Here is an 18,548-nt window from a genome sequence, read left to right as displayed (position 1 = left end):
TGAGGATACTTCTATGTACTGAGTTTTAATTGAACAGATAGAAACTAAACTTTAAAAGAATATAGATTATCGCTATGATTTTTTAATGAAGTGAATTATATAATAAAAATCAACACAATGAAATTCAAACAATTATTGCTGGCTTTAGTATTCTTTTGGTCTTTAGTAGCAGCTGGACAAGGCTGGAATGCAGACCTAGGAAATGGAAAGTACAAAAACCCAATTTTACATGTAGATTATTCCGATCCTGATGTTTGTGTCGGAGAAGATGGCTATTACATGACGGCATCAAGTTTTAATAGCGTGCCGGGACTTCCTATTCTTCATTCTAAAGATCTTGTAAACTGGGAATTGGTTGGATATGCATTGCAAAATTTATTTCCTATAGAACATTACAGAACAGTTCGACATGGAGATGCTGTTTGGGCGCCTTCTATTCGTTACCATAAAGGAGAATATTTTATTTATTGGGGAGATCCAGATTTCGGAATCTTCATGGTAAAAACTAAAAATCCAGCAGGTGTTTGGGAAGAACCAATTTTGGTAAAAGAAGCGAAAGGAATTATTGATACTTGTCCGTTTTGGGATGAAGACGGAAAAGCGTATCTGTCTTATGCTTTTGCTGGAAGCCGTGCTAATGTCAAAACGGTTTTAATGCTTTCAGAACTTGCTCCAGACGGCACTAAATTGTTAGGAAATCCAGCTTTGGTTTTTGATGGACATAAAGGTCACACAACTGTTGAAGGTTCTAAAATGTACAAACGCGATGGTTATTACTGGATTATGGCTCCTGCGGGAGGTGTAAAACCGGGATGGCAATTGGCTATGCGTTCTAAAAATATTTGGGGACCTTACGAATCTAAAATTGTTTTGAATCAAGGAGATTCGCCAGTTAACGGACCGCATCAAGGTGGTTATGTTGAAACTCCAAACGGAGAAGGCTGGTTTTTACATTTTCAAGACCGATGGGCTTATGGACGTGTTGTTCATCTTCAGCCTGTAACTTGGAAAGACGGTTGGCCAATTATGGGAAAAGATACCAATAAAGACGGTATTGGAGAACCTGTTATGGAATGGACAAAACCAAATGTTGGAAAAACCTATCCTGCAACACCGCTTGTTTCTTCAGATGAATTCAATAGCCATCAGCTAGGTTTACAATGGCAATGGCAAGCCAATCAAAATCCTGCTGAACATTGGGGTTGGTCTTCTGCAAATCTTGGTTTTATGCGCTTGAATTGCATTCCTAGAAAGGAAGGAATAAAATCAATGTGGATGATGCCAAATCTTTTATTGCAAAAATTTCCAGGTGCCAATTTTACCGCTACAACAAAACTGACTTTTGAAAATAATCCAGAAGCTGGAATTAGCAGTTCAGGTTTGGTTGTTTTTGGAGAAGACTACGCATATATCGCTATTGAACAGGATAAAATGGGGAATCTCAATTTGGTTCAGCGTGTGTTGAAAAATGCTAGAACTTCTAAAGAACTTGAAAAAGAAACAGCATCGATTCCTGTAAATACAAAAGATGTGAGTTTGCGTGCCAAAGTAGAAATGGTTCAGAACAAAGAACCTTTTGATGCTAAAGTTACTTTCTATTATAGTATTGACGGAAAGAATTTCAAAAAGCTAGGAGAATCTTTCAAGCCAAGTGCAGGAAGATGGGTGGGAGCCAAAATCGGACTTTTTGCAACGGGATCTAAAACTATTAACGACAGCAGTTATGCCGATTATGATTGGTTTAGAATAGAAGAAAACTAAGAAACTATGATACATAAAATTAAATACTGTTTTCTCGCTTTGTTTGTTGGTTTGGTTTCATTCGGACAATCACAATTAACGCCAATTGAATGGGCTAAGAAAATGGCAGATTCGGATCAAAAACGTATTCCGAATCCCGTTTTTTTAGACGGAGTAAAATTTCCAAAATGGAATTACACAAATGGTCTGGTTACACTTGCCAATCAGCAGTTGTATCATTATACCAAAGACCAAAAATATTGGGATTACGGAGTTGCTTATGCCGAACAGCTTATTGATAAAGACGGAAATATTCAAGGAGGTTACGAATTGGAAAAGTACAGTCTAGACTTGATAAATTCTGGAAAAATACTTTTTGAAATTTATAAAAAAACAAACGATCAACGCTATAAGATAGCAATGGATGTATTGCATAAACAATTAGAAAATCATCCAAGAAATTCAGATGGTGGTTATTGGCATAAAAAAAGCTATCCGTGGCAAATGTGGCTAGATGGTGTTTATATGGCAGATCCTTTTTCAGCCCAATATGGATTAGAGTTTAATGTTCCAAAAGCAATTGATGATGCTATTCTACAAGTAGAATTAATTCAGAAACACACTTTTGAAGAAGAAACAGGGCTAAATTTTCACGGTTATGATGAAAAGCGAGCACAATTCTGGGCCAATAAAAAGACAGGAACTTCCTCACATGTTTGGGGACGCGCGCAAGGTTGGTACTGTATGGCTTTGGTGGATATTTTAGATTTTGTTCCAGAAAATCATCCAAAACGAAAAGAGTTAATTGCGATTGTTCAAAAGGTTTTTAAAGCTGTTCTCAAAGCTCAAGATGCTAAATCTGGCGTATGGTGGCAAGTGATGGATCAGCCAGGAAGAAAAGGCAATTATTTAGAATCTACTTGCTCAACGATGTTTGTTTATTCTTTTACAAAAGCATACAACAAAGGATATGTAGATAAAAAGTTTCTTAAGTCGGCACAAAACGGATTTAAAGGAATTCAGAAAGAATTCATCAAAGAAAATTCAGATGGAACTATTTCTATTACGAAGTGTTGCGCTGTTGCTGGTTTGGGAGGTAAAAATCCCGAAGATAGAAACGGCTCATTTGAATATTACATTTCAGAACCCATCAGAGATAATGATGCAAAAGCAGTTGGCCCCTATATAATGGCTGGTATAGAATTGCAAAAACATTTAGACAAAAAATAATGTTTCAAATTACAATTGGTTATGATAAAAATTAAAACAACATTTCTTTCTTCAGTAATGCTATTTACTATTTTTTCTTGTGCAAACAAAAAAGATGGAGTAGCTAATATTTCTAGAGAGAAAAAGATAAACTCAGAGATTAAGCTTCCATTTAAAATGCCTGAAGTTCAGATTCCGAAGTTTAAAAACGATACTTTAAATATTGTCGATTTTGGAGCAGTTCCTAATACAGAACAGCTTTGCACAAATGCTATTAATACTGCAATAGAAAAATGCTCTCAATCGGGCGGAGGTGTTGTAGTAATTCCGGCAGGTTTATGGACAACAGGTCCGATAAAATTGAAAAGCAATGTAAATCTTCATACACAAAACGGTGCTTTTATCTCTTTTACAAGCGATTTAAAACAATATAAACTCATTGAATCTTATTTTGAGGGAAGTAAAGTGATTCGATGCGAATCGCCGATTATGGGGATTGATTTAGAAAATATAGCCATTACAGGTCAAGGTATTTTTGATGGAAATGGCGCTGTTTGGAGACCCGTTAAAATCGGTAAAATGACTGCAGGACAATGGGATGAATTGATCAAATCGGGAGGAACTTTATCTAAAGACGGTAAAATCTGGTATCCTTCAAAAGGCGCTTATATTGGTAATGAAGAGAAAGATAAACTTCCTAAAAAAGAAACCATAGAAAATATGGAACCTTATAAAGAAGCACTTCGTCCGGTTATGGTAAGTCTTGTAAATTGTAAAAAACTACTTTTAGACGGAGTTACATTTCAAAATTCTCCTGCATGGAATGTAAACCCACTAATGTGCGAACATCTTACGTTACGCAATTTAACCATTCGCAATCCTTGGTATTCTCAAAATGGTGACGGTTTAGATTTAGAATCTTGTAGAATCGGAACCGTTACTAATTGTCGTTTTGATGTTGGAGACGATGCAATTTGCATTAAATCTGGAAAAGACAAAGAAGGAAGAGATCGAGGAAAACCTACAGAACTTTTTGTAATTACAGATTGTGTGGTCTATCATGCGCATGGTGGTTTTACCATTGGGAGCGAAATGTCAGGAGGCGTTAGAAACATATTTGCCAAAAACCTAACTTTTAACGGAACAGATTGCGGACTTCGTTTTAAATCAGTTCGCGGTCGAGGAGGAGTTGTAGAAAATATCTGGATGGAAGACATTCGTATGAATAACATTCCGACAGATGCTATAAACTTCAATCTTTATTATTTCGGAAAATCTTTGACAGAAGATAAAAATACTGGCGAAGTAACTGTGGCAAAAGAGCCTATTTCTGAAGAAACACCTGCTTTTAAAAATATGTATTTCAAGAACATTTATGTAAACGGTGCAGCTCAGGCTTTAAAAATTATGGGAATTCCAGAAATGCCAGTTTCTAATATCGAATTTCAAAATATGATAATTCGATCAGATGTTGGCGTGCAGTTAAACTATGCCAGTAAAATTGATTTCAAGAATCTTGATTTAAGATTAGATAAACCGGGAATTGCAGTGAGTTTTTCGAACAGTCAGAATGTGAGTTTAGACGGTTTGAAATCTACTGGAGAAAACCAGATGTTTTGGGTTGGAGGTTTAGAAACAAAAGACATTTCCTTAAAAACAAATGGAAAGAAAATGATTCTGAATAAAGATGTGAAAGTCTTAGAATCTATTAGAGATGAGGTGAAAGTAGTCGATTAAAGAACGTAAAAATGATACTATTTAAATTTATTGCGGCTTCTGTTTTTTTTATGAATTATTCTTTTAGAAATGATTCCATAAAAACGCAGACAAAGGAATTTCCAGAGAAGATCAAATCGTATGATATTTTGGTCGATGCGAGTGGAAATGGAGATTTTAAAACCGTTCAGGAAGCTTTTAACGCTGTGCCTTTATTTAAAACATCCAAAACTAAAATCTTTGTAAAAAATGGTATTTATAGAGAAAAACTCGAATTGGCTTTAAATAAAAATAATGTTGTTCTAATTGGAGAAAGCAAAGAAAATGTAATTCTTACTTATGATGATTATGCTTCTAAATCTAATGGAACAGGCGGAACAATTGGAACTTCGAATTCTGCAAGTTTCATTGTTACAGGAAATGGTTTTAAAGCTCAAAACATCACATTTGAAAATTCATCAGGTCCCGTAGGACAAGCAGTTGCAGTTAGAATTGATGGAGACAGGATAATCTTTGAAAATTGTAAATTTTTAGGATTTCAAGATACTTTATATCCAAGAGAAGCAACAAGCAGGCAATATTATAAAAATTGTTATATCGAAGGAACAACAGATTTTATTTTTGGAGGTTCGACAGTTGTTTTTGATCAATGTGAAATTTTCGCAAAAAAAGGAGGCTCTTATATTACGGCTGCTAATACGCCAGAATCTAATTTGTATGGTTTTGTATTTCTGAATTGTAAACTCACAACCAATTCAGGAAATAATTCTTATTTCTTAGGAAGACCTTGGAGAAATTATGCTCGAACGGTATTTGTAAAATGTGAAATGGATGCGCATATCAAACCACAAGGTTGGCATAATTGGGGAAAACCTGAAGCAGAAAAGACTGCTTTCTATGCCGAATATCAATCTAGTGGACTTGGAGGTAAAATAGATTCTAGAGTAAACTGGTCGCATCAGCTTTCATCGGAACAATTTAAAAAAGAGTATTCGATGAAAGCAATTTTTAAAGATTGGAAACCGGAGTAAGCTTCTTTACCATTAAGAGATTAAGGTAATTAAGGTTTAATACAAAGCTTAGTTTTCGTCTTGCAATTAAGGAATTAAGTCAGCACAGAATTAACCCAAAGCTTAGCTTAACTCTCTTAATCTCTTAATGGTAAAAAAACATTGCCTAACAATATTTATTCAGTAGAAATGATAATAGTTCAAAACAGAAAATTAAAAGCAGTATTTATTTGGGTTTTCATCTTATTTCTGCAAAAGATGGATGCGCAATATTTAGACGGACTTACACAAGTTAGAGATACTTCTTTCAATAATAAAAGTGCCTTTAAGAAAACGCTGAAATATTTTTCAAATACGACTTTGGTTCCTGAAATGCATTTCGATTTTATTCAGCAGAAAAATGATATTGTTTATAAGAGTTACGGAAAACGTAAAATGAAATTGGATGTTTTCTTCAATAAAAATACAAAAGAGAAACAGACCGCAATTATCATTATTCATGGGGGTGGATGGCGTTCTGGTAGTAAAGAACAGCATCATCAAATGGCACAAAAGTTAGCAAGTTTGGGATATGTTTGTTTTACACCAGAATACAGACTTTCTACAGAAGCACTTTTTCCAGCGGCAATTTACGATCTAAAAGCGGCTATTCGATGGGTAAGAGGTAATGCTGAAAAATATAATATCAACCCCAATCAGATTGTAACACTCGGATTTTCAGCTGGTGGAGAATTGGCTGTTTTTATGGGAGTAACTGGAAATATGCCTTTGTTTGAAGGAATTGAAACGAATTCTAATTCGAAATCTCAGGTAAATGCGATAGTTGATATTGACGGAACGTTATCCTTTGTTCATCCTGAAAGTAGTGAAGGAAATGATACTAAAAACATTTCGGCGGGAACCTATTGGTTTGGATATTCAAGAAAAGATAATCCAAAACTTTGGGAAACTGCTTCTCCGCTTTCTTATGTAAATGCTTCAACGCCTCCGACATTATTTATTAATAGTTCGATTGCGCGAATGCATGCAGGAAGAGACGATTTTAGAAAGATTTTAAATGAAAACAATATCTATTCTGAAGTTCATGAATTTGGAAATTCACCGCATACATTTTGCCTTTTCAACCCTTGGTTTGAACCTACAATTCAGTACATAGATGCATTTTTAACTAAAGTATTTAAAAAATGAAATTAAAATTTATTATTTCTCTCATGTGTATGGTTTTGGCATTTCTGATAATGTCTTTTATTAAACCAAAATCGAAAACTACAATTTATTTAATTGGAGATTCGACTGTGGCAGATTATGCCAATAACTACGAAGAAGGAAAAGATTATAAGAAAACCCGATATCCAGTTACGGGTTGGGGACAAGTTTTTCAGCAGTTTTTAGTTGCAGATAGTCTTAAAAAAGTAAACAAACTGATCAAGACAGATAGCGCATTTGTAGACGATAGAGCAAGAGGTGGACGAAGTACACGTACTTTTTTTCAGGAAGGAAGATGGCGTTCGGTTTATGAAAATCTAAAAAAAGGAGATTTGGTTCTGATGCAGTTTGGCCATAACGATGCTGCCGAAGACCGTCCAGAAAGATATGTAAATCTTGAAGGCTACAAAGAGTTTCTAAGATTATTCATTGAACAAACTAGAGCAAAGGGAGCAAAACCAATTCTTATTACGCCCGTTGCCAGGAATTTTCCTTGGAAAGACGGAAAACTGCAAAATATTCATGGCCAATATCCGCAAGCTGTAAAAGATGTTGCGAAAGAATTAAATGTAATGTGTATTGATTTGACGCAAAAATCAATTGACTTCTTTACTAAAAAAGGACAGCCTTATGTGAGCGAAAACTACTTTATGAATTTTCCAGCGGGTTTGTATGAAGCTTATCCAGACGGACAAAAAGACAATACACATTTTCAAACTAAAGGCGCTATAGAAGTAGCTAGATTAGTTTTTGAAGGAATGAAAGAGTTAAACTAAAAATTTATATAAAACATCAAAAGGGTTTGAAAAACAGAAAAAACTCTTTTGAAAACTATTACTAACTAAAACCAATATTAAACCAAATGAAAAAACAATTTTTTATTCATCTATTCCTCATACTGTTTACAGTAATGGGGTTTTCTCAGACCATTGAGAAAATTGAAGCTGAAAGTTTTAATCAGGCTTCGGGAGCAAGAGCAGAAACCAATGCTTCTCTTTCGGGAGGAGGAAATGTGGGATATATTAAAAACAATACTTGGATCAAATTTAATGCAGTCAATTTTACTGAATTTGTTACGCGTTTTGATATTACCGCGGCTGGTGCAACGGGAGGAACTATCGAATTGAGATTAGGTTCTGATACAGGAACGCTAATTGGAACTGCAACTGTTTCAGGAAGCACAAGTTTTACAGATTATAAGAAGTTTTCTGCTGCTATTCAGCCTACAACGGGAACGTATGATTTGGTATTACTTTTTAAACATCCAACGAATACAGGATATTTATTCAATCTTGATTATTTCGAAAAAGTTACCGATAATCCTAATGCGGTTACACAAAAATTGGCGGTGAGTGTTAGTCCTGCTTCTTCTGGAACGATTACACTTAATCCAGCCGGAACAACTTTCGTGAAAGGAACAGAAGTGAAATTAACAGCCAATAAAAACTTTGGATATAATTTTAAGCAATGGGTAGATGATAAAGGAGCTGTGGTTTCGACTGCAAATCCGTATACTCATATTGCAAATGGAGATGCAACTTTAATTGCGCAATTTGAGGCAGTTCCAACTTACACATTAAATGTAAATGTAAACGGAGCATTTGGTTTGGGCGATTATACCATTTCGCCAGCAGGAAAAGATGGTGCGTTTTCGGTTTACGAAAGCGGAACAAACGTTATGATTACTGCCGTAGAAAATGATATTATAAAATTCAGCAATTGGTCTGATGGTTCTACTTCATTAAGCACTTCTGTGGTAATGAATGAAAACAAAACGGTTACAGGAACGTATGCCAATCAGAATTTTATTGCGGGCTGGACATTCAAGACTGATCAATATGCCAATCCGAGAGTGGCTGAATTGTATTCAAAAATTGAAAATAAACCACAATTATTTGCTTATAATGTTGCAGACAATGTGTTTGCTCCAAATGTAAGACTTCAAAATAGAGGAGGAAAAAATGGTTTCTGTGTTTGGAATACCGAAAGAGGCAACTTCTATTATTTTATGACTACACTTTCTACCGTTGGTTACAAAAATATTAATGTGGCTTCTGGTTTAATGGGCTATTATTATGGTTGTGACGAATGGACTTTTCAATATTCTTTAGACGGAATAAACTTTGTAAATGTTTCTACATTAACAACTATAAATACAAATACTATAACGAGTATTGGCGGAATTCTTCCAGCTGAAGCTGAAGGAAAAGAAAAAATATACTTGAGATGGTTTCCAAATATCAACGGTCCAAAACACGGATCAGCAGTTGATGTAACCGCGACTATTATTTCTAATTTAATGATTAAAGCCGATGAGGTTCTAGTTACAGATACAGTTCCTCCAGTTCTTGAATCTTCATTTCCGGCAGCAGCGGCAAGTTCTGTTGGAGCGAATGGAAATATTATTCTAAATTATAACGAACAAGTTCAATTAGGAACTGGCAACGCAGTTTTAAACGGAAAAAATCTAACTGCTGAGTTTGTAAACAGAACCGTAAAGTTTAGTTATTTTGGATTAGAATATAACAAACAATACACTTTTACGATACCAGCGGGATTTGTAAAAGATCTTTCTGGTAATGATGGGCCTGCTCTTAGTTTGTCATTCAAAACCATGGAAAAACCAATTCCAGTAAAACGCAATTTTGATTTAATTGTAGATGCCAATGCGACAGATGAACAGATTGCTTCAAAAAAATATGTCAAAACTATAGCAGAAGCTTTTAGTGCGGCACCAAATAATTCGGCTTCTAGATTTTTGGTTTTAATTACAAACGGAACTTATAATTTAGGAGGAGATGGTACAAATCCGCAAGATATTGTGTTGAAACTTCCATCTGGAAAAAATAATGTTTCATTGATTGCACAATCAAAAGACAAAGTAATTCTGCAAGGAAATCCAGGTTGGGGAATTAAAAATGCGGTTCTTTCTATAGAAGCAAACGATTTGTACATGGAAAATGTAACTATAGAACACAAAGACGGAATAACAACTTCTGGACAACGACCAGCATTAAATCCCGCGGGAGATCGAAATGTTTACAATGGAGTTCGACTAAGAAGTAAACAAGATACACAAGTTACAGGCGGAAACAGAAGTTTTTACTATAAATCTACTATTGAAGGAGATGTAGATTTTATCTGCGGTGGAGGAACACACTGGTTTGAAGAATGTAATTTGGTTTCTGTTGCATCAGGATATATTGTTGCTCCAAATCATGATACGGCTACAAAATATGGATATATTTTTAATAACAATACCATTACAGCTTCAACAAGTTATTACTTAGGCCGTCCTTGGCAAAATGCACCAAGAGCAGTGTATTTGAATACAAAAATGATCAACGAGCCTAATACATTGGGTTGGGCAAGTATGGGAACCTTACCGGCACTTTTTGCAGAATATAATAGTGTAAATGGAAACGGAATTGCAGTTAATACCGATAATAGAACCAATACATTTACTGTAAATGGCATTGCGCAAACAGGAAATTACAATCCAGTTTTGACAAAAGCACAAGCTGATGAATTTACGATAGAAAATGTCTTAAGTGGTACAGATAAATGGGATCCGCGTAGAGTGGTAGAACAAGTTACTAAGCCTTCTAATCTTGTTGTTTCGGCAACTAATACATTAAAGTGGGATGAAAATCCATACGCAATGTGTTATGTAATAAGTAAAGATGGAAAAATTCTTGCCGTTACTACAGAAGCTACTTATGTTGATAGTGCTACAACTGCTGGTACTTTTGCTTATACGATTCAAGCAGCAAACGAATATGGCGGATTAAGTGATGTGAGCACTATTAATATGGCGATTAATGGAGGAAATGTTAAATCGACAATTGCTTATTTTAATTCAATTGATAATACAGCTTTAACAACATTAACTCCAGTAGAATATACAGAAGGTACAGCTTTAACATTGCCAGTGCCAACATTAGCAGGTTATACTTTTTTCGGATGGTCAACTTCTGCAACAGTTGCAAATTCTTTGAAAGAACTTGTTGCTACAACTAAAGGAAATCAGATATTATATGCTTTTTGGGGAACTGCAGGAAATAATAAACCTGATGAAGTTGCGCCTCCAGCAGATTATGATTATGAGTTTACAGCTGCCGTAAATAAAAACTGGGACAATGCTGCAAATTTTAATCCTGCAGTTATGCCTGTTGCAGGGAAATTGGTTTCTAGCACAAAAGAAATTGAAACAACGGCAACTGTGTTTCCAGCTGATATTATTTTCTCTGGTGCAGGAACACTTCGATTAAGAGGTGCGCATAAAGCAACAGGAAATTTAATATTTAAAGATGGAACGCGAGTGTATTATAATACTAGTGGAGCGGGAATGACTCTAGAAGCGCCAATTATTATTTCTGGGAATGTAAAATTCGAAATGATTTCTGGTATTGCTAATCAAACGATAATGACATTAAGCGGTCCAATTTCTGGAAATGGTACAGTTTCACCGCTAAATACGGGACAAGGAGTAAATGCTAATACAGGAACTCTTCTATTAAAAGGAGATAATAGCGAATTTATTGGAACTTGGGATTTAACTCAAAAAAGCACCAAATTCCCAACATTAAATTATCCAACTGTGATTGAAGGTGCATCTGCAAATGCATTTGGTTCAGGACTAATTAAAATTGGTCAAGATAATTATATTGTTTTCAGTCACGAACGTGCTGCAGGTTCAAATTTAAATTTAACTATTACAGAAAATGGAAAAGCTTCTTTAAATACAGTTTTAAATGTTCAAAAACTTACAATTAACGGAGTAGAATTTAAAGAGGGAGTTTATGATAAAACTACCAATCCAGAATTTTTTAATGGTGAAGGAAAAATTGAAGTAAAGAAAGAAGCGACTAGCGGTAATAGTGATCCAGTTCCTGCGTTCCCAGGTGCCGAAGGTTACGGTAAATATGTGACAGGTGGACGTGGCGGAAAAGTGATTTATGTAACGAATTTAAATGACTCCGGAACAGGATCGCTTCGTGATGCAATTGGTCAGGCGGGACCAAGAATTGTGGTTTTTAAAGTTTCTGGAAATATTCAGCTGAAAAGCGAATTAAATATTACGGATAACATTACAATCGCAGGACAGACAGCTCCAGGCGGTGGAATTACTTTAAGAGATTATAATGTAAAAGTGAGAGGAAATAACATCATTCTACGCTATTTACGTTTTAGAATGGGTGATACTTATGATGTAGAAAATGATGCATTGGGCGGACGTTTCCAAAAGAATATCATTGTCGATCACTGTTCGATGAGCTGGTCAACAGATGAGTGTGTTTCTTTCTATCAAAATGAAAATTTCACTATGCAATGGTGTATCATTTCTGAAAGTCTTAGAAATTCGGTTCACGCAAAAGGTGCCCACGGTTATGGAGGTGTTTGGGGAGGTAAAAATGCTTCTTTCCATCATAATTTATTAGCGCATCATGACAGCCGTAATCCTAGATTGGGAGAATACGCAAATGATATTTTTGCCAAAACAGATTTAGTTGATATTCGTAATAATGTCATTTACAATTGGGGCGGAAATAGCTGTTATGGTGGAGATGCCATGAATGTCAATTTGGTAAACAATTATTGGAAACCAGGACCTGGAACATCAAATTCTACCAAAGAACGTATTTTATCAACAGGAAGAAGTTTAGATACAACTTCGCCTTTATACGGCATTTGGGGTAAATATTTTGTTGATGGAAACTATGTTGTAGGATCAGAAAGAGCAACTCAAGATAACTGGACATATGGAGTTTACAGTCAGTTTCATGGAAGCCAACTTCCAGTAAGTGATGCAGATAAAGCTGCCATAAAAATTAGCGCACCGCATGCTTTTGGTGAAATTACGACACATAGTGCTACAAAGGCTTATGAATTAGTTTTAGAAAATGCTGGAGCTAATTTGTTTAGAGATTCTGTAGATAAAAGAGCTGTAGATGATACACGTGCTGGAATCGCTAGTGTCATGAATGGCGGTAACGGAAGTACAAATGGTTATATCGATACACCTTCAGCAGCAGGAGGATGGCCAGTTTTACCTTCTGGTGAAGCGCCTGTTGATACCGATGGTGACGGTATGCCAGATAAATGGGAAACAGAAAAAGGATTAAACCCAGCGAGTTCTGCCGATGGTAATTTAAAAACGATTGACGGAAAGTATACAAACGTTGAAGTATACATTAACAGTATTGTAGATAATCTTGTTTCTAACCAAAATGGAAGTTTAGATGTATATGTAAATCCGCAAAACTTTGTAGAAAAATACAATGCTGCTGAAAATGGTTCAAAATTTATTATGGCAAGCGGTATTTATACAACTGCTACAGATTTAGCGGTTAAAAATCATAAATACACTTTTGTTCCAGATGCTAGTGCGAAACCAGTTTTCGCTGGATCTTTCTACTCAGAAAACCCTGAAATTTTCTCTGGAAGCTTTAGTTTTGATGGAGTTGATTTTGATTTGACAAATGCTGCAGGAAATGTATTGCAACTGAAAAAAGGAGCAAGCGTTTCTAGTTTTGAAATCAAAAATGCTTCTATTAAAGGTATTAAACAAAGTTTATTGCTAACAGAAGGTGTTAGTGAAAAAGCTATTTCAAAAATTGCATTAGAAAATTGTATTATTGATGGAACTGCGGCTACAGGAAGCAGTTTTATTTTGGCAGATTCTCGAATTGTCAATTCAATTTCAGTTAAGAAATCAACGATTTTTAATTATGAAAAAGGAAATAATTTCATAACCCTTCAAAATAAAAATACGGCAAACGAAACGTTAAATATAACTTTTGAGAGCAACACCATTTATAATTCAGGAAATCAGACTGGAAATGGTTTTGTGTTTGTCGATAATCAATACAATAGTGCTTCCGTTTATTCTTTCAAAAATAATATTGCACAAGATGAACGAGATAATGCTAAACCTATTTATCTGTTCAATTCTAATAATGCAAGCGGAGCCGGAAAAGTAGTTTTAGAAAATAATCTTCTAGTTGGTGTTTCTTCTCAAGTGGTTAAAGGAACAGTTACGGTTACTGAAACCAATGTTAAGACGCTAACAGTCTTAGGAATGGCGGCGCTTGTGTTTCCAAATCCAACTCAAGGAAATTTTAGCTTCTCAAAAGATTCTCCTTTAGCGAAAGCTTCTTTAGAAGGAAGTGTTTTAGGAGATCCAAGATGGTTAAAAGCAGATGCCAAGTTTTCTAAAATAAGCTATATAAATAGTATTGACGGAAAAAGCATTACACTTTCTCCAACAGAATACATGGAGGGAGCTTTAACAAATTTGAAATCGCCAAAATTAGAAGGGTATACGTTCTTTGGCTGGTCTACTTCTGCTACAACTCCAGGATTAATTAAAACAATTGCTACGACAGCAACTGGAGATCAAACCTTTTATGCTTTTTGGGGAGAAGGCGGAAACAACAAACCCGACCCAAAACCAATTGTAAAATCGGGCGTTTCGTATTTGAATTCTATTGATGGAAAAGCTATTACTGGTTTAACTCCTTTAGAATATACAGAAGGAACGGCGTTAACATTGCCAATTCCGACCCTAAAAGATTATACTTTTTACGGATGGTCAGCCTCTGCAACAACTCCAAATACTATTAAAGAAATTGCAATTTCTGCAACAGGAAATCAGACATTTTATGCGTTTTGGGGTGCGGCAGGAAACAATAAACCAGATGAGAAGGTTTTTTATACTATTTCTTATTTGAATATGCCTCCAGGAGCTACTAATCCAAATAAAACTAGTGTGCAGACAGGAACTGTTTACACATTAGAAGCGGCACAATCTACAGGATATCGTTTTATGGGATGGTACGCTGATGCTTTATACGGAAAAGAAATAACAGGTTTTACGAACAAACAGACTGAAAATTTCACGCTTTACGGACGTTGGAAAAAACTGGGAGAATTCTTTGTCTTTCCAACGATTACAACTGGAAAATTAACCTTGCAATCTAGTACAGAATTTGATCGTCTGGCTATTTTCAGTATGAGCGGACTTTTGGTGAAACAAGTTGATCTTATCGGTACCGAAATGGAGATTTCTGTTTCTGATTTGGCTTCGGGAAGTTATTTCGTTAAGAGTTTAAAAACAGGACATTCTACAAGAATAATTGTAAAATAAATTCAAGATTCGGAATGGGCTTCTGTTCATTCCGAATTTATAAACTTGAATCAGTTTAAAAATTAAATCATCATAGATATGAATAATAGTATAAAATTATTAGTACTGGTTTTCATTACTTTATTGTCATCTTGTTCAAGTGATGATGAAAGTAATCAGGATACTAATTCAAACAAAGGCTTTTTAAAAATCGGTAGCCAAACGGTAGAATTATCACAAGGTTATCTTGAAAATTATGGCGTTCGTGGAAATGCTTATAATATTGATTTTTCGGTGCGATCTAAAACAATTTCTGAAAAAGAAGACGGAGCAGTTGTCTACTTTGAATTGTTTTCTTCTCTTCAAAATAATTTAGCAAAAGGAGATTATAGTTTCGCTGGATATTCTGAAGCAACGGCATATACTTTTACAAAATGGGGACAATCACTTCTTGGAAAAAATATTAATCCAGGAAAAGGAGATTTGTCTGTTTCAAATGGAGTAAGCATAAGACCTTTGAGTGGCACTTTTAAAGTTAGCGAAAATGGTCAGAAATATAAAGTTAGCTTTACTGGAAAAGGAACTGCCAGTTTTTATAAAGATGGGGTTCTTGCTTCAACTCAAAATGATGTTGCCTTCAGTATGCAATATTTTGGAGATGTAAAAAAATCTGAAGGCAAAACTTTTACAGCCAAAAAGATTAGTTCGACTGAATTATTACAAAAAAATCATTCGGTTATATTTAATTGATTTTTTAAATAATAAAATTTACTAGCAAAGAGTCTGAATTTTTCAGGCTCTTTTTTTTGTTTTACAGTAAAATCAGACTAAACATTCTAAATAAATACAAAATTGATGTTTGTAACTTTAAAGTTAAGGAATCATGGATAAATTGTCTATTCTTTTGATTAATCTGTCCATTATTAACATACATATTAGCAGTAATTTTATCTTCAATTCAAACCCATTTACTTTTACTTCACTTTTCATTAATAGGAGAGATATTTTTAGAAAGTTGGTAATAAAAACAAAAGGTAGAAGGTTGTTGATTAGTAAATATTTTGTTAGTTTTTATTAGTAGGGAGATTAATTCGGCTTAATCTCCCTTTTTTTATAAAGAGATGCTATAATTTATTAAATATAAGAATATGAATAGAATGAATTTTGAAATCAAAAATTGCAATTCCTTAAAAATGGCTGCGTTAGTTTTTACGCTGTTCTTTTTTGGTGCTATAAAAGGTTATTGTAACAGCGATGAGAAAACAAAAAGTGCTGCTGCGGTAATAGAAAGACTTGTTGGTAATCGTGTTAATGAATTTGAACTGACTATTATTGAGAAAAAATCAGAACATAAAGATTGGTTTGAAGTTGAAACAACAAACAATCTTGTAAAAATTAAAGGTTCAAATAATACAGCAATTTGTTATGCTGCTTATAATTTTCTAAGAGATATTGGAGCCGCTCTTGCAAGTTGGGAAGGGAATAAAGTTAATTTGCCTAAAACATGGCCAAAATATTCCAAAAAAGGAAATACACCATTTGAATTTAGAGAATATCTAAACGCCTGTACTTTTGGCTATACAACGCCGTGGTGGGACTGGAAACGTTGGGAACAAGAAATAGATTGGATGGCTTTGCACGGTATCAATCTTCCAACAGCAATGGAAGGTCAGGAAGCTGCGTGGCAGGAATTATGGAAAGAATATGGCTTAACAGAAAGTCAATTAGAAGCACATTTTGCAGGTCCAGCGTATTTGCCATGGCAACGTATGGGAAACATTAATAGTTTGGAAGGACCATTGCCAAAAGAATGGTTTATTAAAAAACAAGAACTTCAAAAGAAAATTTTAGAAAGAATGCGTGCTTTAGACATGCATCCTGTTGTGCCAGCTTTTAGCGGTTATGTTCCTAAGGCTTTCGCCGAAAAACATCCAGAAGCTAAAATAACAGAATTAAAATCTTGGTCAGGAGGTGGTTTTGAAAGTACTTTTCTAGTTGATTCTAAAGACCCGTTATTTAAAAAAATTGGAAAACGTTTTATCGAAATTTACACGAAAATGTATGGAAAATCTAATTTCTATTTAGCAGATTCTTTTAACGAAATTGAACCACCAGTTTCTGAACATAATAAATATGAAGAACTAGCAAATTACGGAAGCGCAGTTTATGAAACCATAAATGAAGCCGCTCCTGACGCAACTTGGGTAATGCAAGGATGGCTTTTTGGAGATAATAAAGAATTCTGGACCAAAGAAGCGACAAGTGCATTTTTGAGTAAAGTTCCAAATGATAAAGTGATGGTTCAAGATTATGCTAACGACAGATATAAAGTTTGGGAAAATCAGGAAGCATTTTATGGGAAACAATGGACTTATGGATATGTACATAATTATGGAGGATCAAATCCTGTATATGGAGATTTGAGTTTTTATAAAAATGAATTAACGAGTTTATTAAAAAATCCGAATAAAGGAAATGTTGTGGGTTATGGTGCAATGCCAGAAGGATTAAATAATAACTCGATTGTATACGAGTATATTTATGATCTTCCGTGGAGCAAAGGAAAACAGCCTGTAAAAGATTGGCTGACAAAATATTTAACTGCCAGATACGAACAGACAGTTTCTAAAGCGACTTTTCAAGCTTGGCAATTATTATTAGAATCTGTTTATAATGTAAAATATTGGGAAACTCGTTGGTGGAATGATAGGGCTGGAGCGTATTTATTGTTTAAAAGACCTACAGCGACTATTACAGAATTTAAAGGAAATCCTGGAAATAAGAAAAAACTAAAAGAAGCTTTGGATATTTTAGCTAAAGAAGCGAAGAAATACAATAAAAACAACTTTATTCAATATGATTTAATTGATGTTTACAGACATTATTATTCTTTATGTATAGATGAAGAATTAATGGAATGCGTAGCGGCATATCAGAAAAAAGATATTGCAAAAGGTGATCAATTATTTAAAGAAATAGAAAAACAAGTTTTAGATATTGATAACTTAATGTCGGCGCAACCATTAAATAGTTTAGACCAATGGGTAAAATCGGCTTCAGATTATGCAAGCTCACCAGCAGTTTCTAAATTGTATGCAAAAAATGCTAAAACCTTAATTACGCTTTGGGGCGGAGAAGGACATTTGAATGATTACGCTTCGAGATCTTGGCACGGAATGTACAAAGGTTTTTATTGGCCAAGATGGAAAATGTTTTTAGAAGTTTTAAAAAAATCAGCTGTAAATAATACTTCATTTGATGAAACAAAAGAAAGAGAATTGATTAAAAATTGGGAAATAAATTGGACAGAAAACAATTAAAAAAAGACTTCCCTGATAATTAATCCGTATATATTCAAAATTTAACTTAATACTTAAACTATAACCTTAAACAACATTTACTTTATGAAATGAAATACTTACGAAAACGATTTATTAGTACATTTTTAATTAAAAAATTACATAAAAATAACCTTGAAAAGCCTTGCTGTCATTGACTTTAAAGAAATTATCCATGTTTATGAATAAGATGTCCATTTG

9 protein-coding genes are annotated in these 18,548 nt (G+C 34.5%); all 9 read left to right on the top strand.

From position 1 onward, the window contains the following. Positions 1–117 precede the first annotated feature (117 nt). Positions 118–1,761 (top strand): glycoside hydrolase family 43 protein, encoded by a 1,644-nt coding sequence (locus tag HNP35_RS22785; RefSeq protein WP_184167863.1) that lies wholly within the window; start codon positions 118–120, stop codon positions 1,759–1,761. A gap of 6 nt (positions 1,762–1,767) precedes the next feature. Next, positions 1,768–2,970 (top strand): glycoside hydrolase family 88/105 protein, encoded by a 1,203-nt coding sequence (locus HNP35_RS22780; RefSeq protein ID WP_184167861.1) that lies wholly within the window; start codon positions 1,768–1,770, stop codon positions 2,968–2,970. 21 nt (positions 2,971–2,991) lie between these two features. Then, the gene (locus HNP35_RS22775) at positions 2,992–4,686 is read left to right on the top strand and encodes a glycoside hydrolase family 28 protein (protein ID WP_184167859.1); all 1,695 of its coding nucleotides are present in this window, start codon (positions 2,992–2,994) and stop codon (positions 4,684–4,686) included. 11 nt (positions 4,687–4,697) lie between these two features. Continuing rightward, positions 4,698–5,696, top strand: a complete 999-nt coding sequence (locus tag HNP35_RS22770) for a pectinesterase family protein (protein WP_221433489.1) — start codon at positions 4,698–4,700, stop codon at positions 5,694–5,696. Between the two features lie 168 nt (positions 5,697–5,864). Continuing rightward, on the top strand, positions 5,865–6,863 hold the full coding sequence (locus HNP35_RS22765) for an alpha/beta hydrolase (RefSeq protein ID WP_246453657.1): 999 nt from the start codon (positions 5,865–5,867) through the stop codon (positions 6,861–6,863). After that, positions 6,860–7,657 carry a rhamnogalacturonan acetylesterase gene (locus HNP35_RS22760; RefSeq protein WP_184167857.1) on the top strand — a complete coding sequence of 266 codons (798 nt, stop codon included), beginning with the start codon at positions 6,860–6,862 and terminating at the stop codon, positions 7,655–7,657. Before HNP35_RS22765 ends, HNP35_RS22760 begins: the two co-directional genes overlap by 4 nt. An 86-nt stretch (positions 7,658–7,743) precedes the next feature. Beyond that, positions 7,744–15,030 (top strand): pectinesterase family protein, encoded by a 7,287-nt coding sequence (locus HNP35_RS22755; protein ID WP_184167855.1) that lies wholly within the window; start codon positions 7,744–7,746, stop codon positions 15,028–15,030. Between the two features lie 78 nt (positions 15,031–15,108). Further along, on the top strand, positions 15,109–15,759 hold the full coding sequence (locus HNP35_RS22750; protein WP_184167853.1) for a hypothetical protein: 651 nt from the start codon (positions 15,109–15,111) through the stop codon (positions 15,757–15,759). A gap of 443 nt (positions 15,760–16,202) precedes the next feature. After that, on the top strand, positions 16,203–18,329 hold the full coding sequence (locus HNP35_RS22745) for an alpha-N-acetylglucosaminidase (RefSeq protein WP_246453655.1): 2,127 nt from the start codon (positions 16,203–16,205) through the stop codon (positions 18,327–18,329). Positions 18,330–18,548 lie beyond the last annotated feature (219 nt).

The sequence above is a fragment of the Flavobacterium notoginsengisoli genome, assembly GCF_014207905.1.
Taxonomy (GTDB): domain Bacteria; phylum Bacteroidota; class Bacteroidia; order Flavobacteriales; family Flavobacteriaceae; genus Flavobacterium; species Flavobacterium notoginsengisoli_A.
This window is presented reverse-complemented; position numbering and strand designations above follow the sequence as displayed.

Excerpts from the sequence above, each read along its gene's own strand:
- HNP35_RS22785 (WP_184167863.1), top strand. The coding sequence starts at position 118 with ATGAAATTCAAACAATTATTGCTGGCTTTAGTATTCTTTTGGTCTTTA.
- HNP35_RS22780 (WP_184167861.1), top strand. The coding sequence starts at position 1,768 with ATGATACATAAAATTAAATACTGTTTTCTCGCTTTGTTTGTTGGTTTG.
- HNP35_RS22775 (WP_184167859.1), top strand. The coding sequence starts at position 2,992 with ATGATAAAAATTAAAACAACATTTCTTTCTTCAGTAATGCTATTTACT.
- HNP35_RS22770 (WP_221433489.1), top strand. The coding sequence starts at position 4,698 with ATGATACTATTTAAATTTATTGCGGCTTCTGTTTTTTTTATGAATTAT.
- HNP35_RS22765 (WP_246453657.1), top strand. The coding sequence starts at position 5,865 with ATGATAATAGTTCAAAACAGAAAATTAAAAGCAGTATTTATTTGGGTT.
- HNP35_RS22760 (WP_184167857.1), top strand. The coding sequence starts at position 6,860 with ATGAAATTAAAATTTATTATTTCTCTCATGTGTATGGTTTTGGCATTT.
- HNP35_RS22755 (WP_184167855.1), top strand. The coding sequence starts at position 7,744 with ATGAAAAAACAATTTTTTATTCATCTATTCCTCATACTGTTTACAGTA.
- HNP35_RS22750 (WP_184167853.1), top strand. The coding sequence starts at position 15,109 with ATGAATAATAGTATAAAATTATTAGTACTGGTTTTCATTACTTTATTG.
- HNP35_RS22745 (WP_246453655.1), top strand. The coding sequence starts at position 16,203 with ATGGCTGCGTTAGTTTTTACGCTGTTCTTTTTTGGTGCTATAAAAGGT.